A 3,447-nucleotide genomic window follows, 5' to 3' on the forward strand; every position below is an offset into this window, starting at 1 on the left:
TTTGTGGTGGTGGCAGGGGGGGTGGGTGCGCCGGTCGGCGCGTGCTCAGCGTGGCGCAATCGGCCCGGATGTGGGCGGCGGCAGGTTCAGCGCGCCGGCCGGGATCGGGCTGGCCGCGGCCTTCAGCGCCGCGAAATCGGGCGGTGGCACCTTGTCGGCGGCGATGCTGGCCTTGATGATGCGGGTGGGATTGGCGGGCGGCTCACCCTTCTCGATGGCGTCCACATGGGCCATGCCGTCCACCACGCGGCCCCAGATCGTGTAGGTGCGATCCAGCCGCAGCACCGGCATCAGCACGATGTAGAACTGGCTGTTGGCGCTGTCCTCGCCCTGGGCGCGGGCCATGGCAACGGCGCCGCGCACGTGCGGCAGATCGTTGAACTCGGCCTTCAGATCAGGCAGGTCGGAGCCGCCGGTGCCAGTGGCCGTGGGGTCGCCGCCCTGGGCCATGAATTCATCGATCACGCGGTGGAACACGGTGCCATCATAGAAACCGCGCCGCACCAGCGTCTTGATGCGTTCGACATGCTTGGGCGCCACGTCGGGCCGCATCACGATCTTCACCCGCCCACCCGACGACAGGTCGAGCAGCAGGATATTTTCCTCGTTCACCTGGGCCAGCGTGCCCGCCAGGTTCGACGGGGCGGCCATTTCGGGCAGCTTGGGCGGCGCCTTCAGATCCTTGGGATCGATCCGCGGCGCCTGCGCCAGTGCGGCGCCGGCGATCAGGACGAACCCGGCCAGCAGGGTGGCCAGATAGTGGCCGGCACGATGCATCATCAACCCTTCACACCCATTTCCGCGACCCGCTTCACCACGTCGGCGGCGATGGCCGGTGGCACGAACTTGCTGATGTCGCCACCATAGACTGCGATTTCCTTTACGAGGCGTGAAGCGATCGGCTGCAAGGCCACATCGGCCATCAGGAACACCTGCTCGACATCGTCGTTGAGCGCCCGGTTCATGCCGGTCATCTGGAATTCGTACTCGAAATCACCGGCGCCGCGCAGGCCGCGCACGATCACCGTCGCGCCCAGCCGTTCGGCGAACGACATCAGCAGCTCGTCGAAATCCACCACCTCCACATTGCCGATTCCCGCACATTCGCGGCTCACCTGCCGCTTGCGCTCGTCCAGCGTGAACATCGGCGATTTTGACGGGTTGGTGGCGACCCCGATGACCAGCCGGTCCACCAGCCGGGCGCCGCGCCGGATGATGTCCATGTGGCCCAGCGTGATGGGATCGAAGGTGCCGGGATAGACGCCGATGCGGGTCATCAGTCCAGTCTCCTCAGCGGTCGCGTTCGACCGCGAAGCGGGCGATGGCGCGCAGCAGGTCAGCTTCCGGCCCGAAGGCCACCAGGTGCCCGATGGCCTGATCGATCAGCGCATGGGCCTGGGCCCGGGCGCGCTCAATGCCCAGCAGCGAAACGAAGGTGGCCTTGCCGGCAGCCGCGTCCTTCTGCACGGCCTTGCCGGTCTTGGCGGACGTGCCTTCCACGTCCAGCAGATCGTCGGCAATCTGGAAGGCAAGGCCGAGATCGCGGGCATAGGCGCGCAGCGACTTGCGGTGCGCGTCGGATGCGCGGCCCATGATGGCACCGGCCTCCAGGCACCACTGGATGAGGGCGCCGGTCTTCAACTGCTGCAGGCGGGTGATGCCGGCGATGTCATAGATCACGTCACCGGCCACCAGGTCCATCATCTGGCCGCCGGCCATGCCGGCCGGGCCGGACTGGACGGCGAGCTCGGTGATCAGCTCCAGCCGCGCGAACGGATCTTCGTGGGTGGCGGGATCGGCCAATATCTCGAAGGCGATATCGTGCAGGCAGTCACCGGCCAGCACGGCGGTGGCTTCATCGAAGGCGATATGGACGGTGGGCTTGCCGCGCCGCAGGTCGTCATCGTCCATGCACGGCAGATCGTCGTGGATCAGGCTGTAGACATGGATGCACTCGATGGCGAGCGCGACGCGCAGCGCGCGCTCGCGGTCGACATGGAACAGGTCGCATGCCGCCACCACCAGCAGCGGGCGCATGCGCTTGCCGCCGCCAATCACGGCATGGCGCATCGCTTCATAAAGGCGGGCGCGGCTGTCGGCCGGCACTGCCAGCAGCTTGTCGAAACGCTGATCGACGGCCTTGCCGATCGCGTCCAGCGCCGGCTTGAGGCTGAGCGAAGCGGGCACCACCGGGTCAGGCCGCATCGAAGGGACGGGCGCTGATCTCGCCGCCGCTGCCCTGCTGGATCTGCTCGATGCGCGCCTTGGCGTCGGCCAGCCGGGCCTCGCACACCTGCTTCAGCTTCTGGCCCCGCTCGTAAAGCGTGATCGAGGCGTCGAGGCTCAATTCGCCCGATTCCAGCTGGCGCACGATATCCTCCAGCTCTTTCAGGGCTGCCTCGAAGCTGGGCGTAGGTTCCGCGCTCATCGCCGCGTATCTGGACGGGCGCGCGCCGCTGGTCAAGCACCGGCGCGGCGCGGCGCCTGCCCCTTTGCCTGCCACTTGCGGCGGCTTGCCGTCCCCGCCCGACGGGTCGACACTAGTCAGAAGGGCAAGGGCGGACGTCAGGGAGGGTTGCGGCAATGACCATCACCACAAGGGCCGCGGTGCTGCGCCAGCGCGGTGGGCCCTACGCGATCGAGCCGGTGGAATTGGCCGAACCCGGGCCGGGCCAGGTGCTGGTGAAGATCGCCGCCTGCGGGATCTGCTTCACCGATATCGGCGTGCAGCGCTATGAACAGGGTACGCCGCTGCCGCAGGTGCTGGGCCATGAAGGCGCCGGCACGGTGGTGGCAGTGGGCGCCGGGGTGACCAATGTCGCCGCCGGAGACCGGGTTGTCCTGTCCTATGCCAGTTGCGGCGCCTGCCCCAACTGCGCCCATGATCATCCGCAATATTGCACCAATTTCATGGCCTTGAACTATGCCGGGGTGCTGAATGACGGCACCGTGCCGATGCAGGGCGGCGGCCAGCCGGTCTATGGCGGCTTCTTCGGCCAGTCGAGCTTTGCCGAGTATGCCATCGCCTATGCCCGCAACACGGTGAAGGTGGACGGCGACCTGCCCTTCGCGTTGCTCGCTCCGTTCGGCTGCGGCCTGCAGACCGGCGCCGGCACCGCCTACAACACGCTCGACGTGCGCGAGGCGCACAGTTTCGCGGTGATCGGCGCCGGTTCGGTGGGACTGGCCGGCCTGCTGGCGGCGGTCGATCGCGGCTGCCACACCATCATCGCGGTGGACCGGGTCGCCGCCCGGCTCGATCTGGCCCGCCAGCTGGGCGCCACCCACACGATCCTTGCCGAGGGCCAGGACCTGATGGCGGCGCTGCGGGCGATTGCGCCGCTGGGGCTGGATCGCGTCATCGACACCACCGGCGCCTCGCCGGTGATCCGCGCCGGCCTCGAGGCGCTGGCCAGCCGCGGGCAACTGGCGATGCTGGCGGTGACC

Annotated in this window: 5 protein-coding genes; 1 reads left to right on the forward strand and 4 read right to left on the reverse strand. The window is 68.2% G+C overall.

Annotated features, from left to right (window positions below; translation table 11 throughout):
- Positions 1 to 45: 45 nt before the first annotated feature.
- The 4 genes from GJV64_RS12705 to GJV64_RS12720 are packed head-to-tail and all read right to left on the reverse strand — an operon-like array spanning position 46 to position 2,428.
- Entirely contained in the window at positions 46 to 780 is a 735-nt protein-coding gene (locus tag GJV64_RS12705; protein ID WP_164157659.1) for a peptidylprolyl isomerase, read from the reverse strand.
- On the reverse strand, positions 780 to 1,277 hold the full coding sequence (gene coaD / locus GJV64_RS12710; protein WP_456238859.1) for a pantetheine-phosphate adenylyltransferase: 498 nt from the start codon (positions 1,275 to 1,277) through the stop codon (positions 780 to 782). The genes GJV64_RS12705 and coaD overlap by 1 nt, the downstream gene beginning before the upstream one ends.
- A gap of 13 nt (positions 1,278 to 1,290) precedes the next feature.
- Positions 1,291 to 2,205 carry a polyprenyl synthetase family protein gene (locus GJV64_RS12715; RefSeq protein WP_164157661.1) on the reverse strand — a complete coding sequence of 305 codons (915 nt, stop codon included), beginning with the start codon at positions 2,203 to 2,205 and terminating at the stop codon, positions 1,291 to 1,293.
- Positions 2,195 to 2,428 carry an exodeoxyribonuclease VII small subunit gene (locus tag GJV64_RS12720; protein ID WP_164157662.1) on the reverse strand — a complete coding sequence of 78 codons (234 nt, stop codon included), beginning with the start codon at positions 2,426 to 2,428 and terminating at the stop codon, positions 2,195 to 2,197. The genes GJV64_RS12715 and GJV64_RS12720 overlap by 11 nt, the downstream gene beginning before the upstream one ends.
- A 155-nt stretch (positions 2,429 to 2,583) precedes the next feature.
- Here GJV64_RS12720 and GJV64_RS12725 point away from each other — a divergent pair.
- Positions 2,584 to 3,447 (forward strand): alcohol dehydrogenase catalytic domain-containing protein (locus tag GJV64_RS12725; RefSeq protein WP_164157664.1); only part of this gene is annotated, 864 nt, incomplete at its 3' end.

The sequence above is a fragment of the Sandarakinorhabdus rubra genome (genome assembly GCF_010994245.1).
Lineage (GTDB): Bacteria > Pseudomonadota > Alphaproteobacteria > Sphingomonadales > Sphingomonadaceae > Sandarakinorhabdus > Sandarakinorhabdus rubra.

Bases quoted from the DNA above. Each gene is read 5' to 3' on its own strand.
- GJV64_RS12705 (WP_164157659.1), bottom strand. From the start codon at position 780: ATGATGCATCGTGCCGGCCACTATCTGGCCACCCTGCTGGCCGGGTTC.
- coaD (WP_456238859.1), bottom strand. From the start codon at position 1,277: ATGACCCGCATCGGCGTCTATCCCGGCACCTTCGATCCCATCACGCTG.
- GJV64_RS12715 (WP_164157661.1), bottom strand. From the start codon at position 2,205: ATGCGGCCTGACCCGGTGGTGCCCGCTTCGCTCAGCCTCAAGCCGGCG.
- GJV64_RS12720 (WP_164157662.1), bottom strand. From the start codon at position 2,428: ATGAGCGCGGAACCTACGCCCAGCTTCGAGGCAGCCCTGAAAGAGCTG.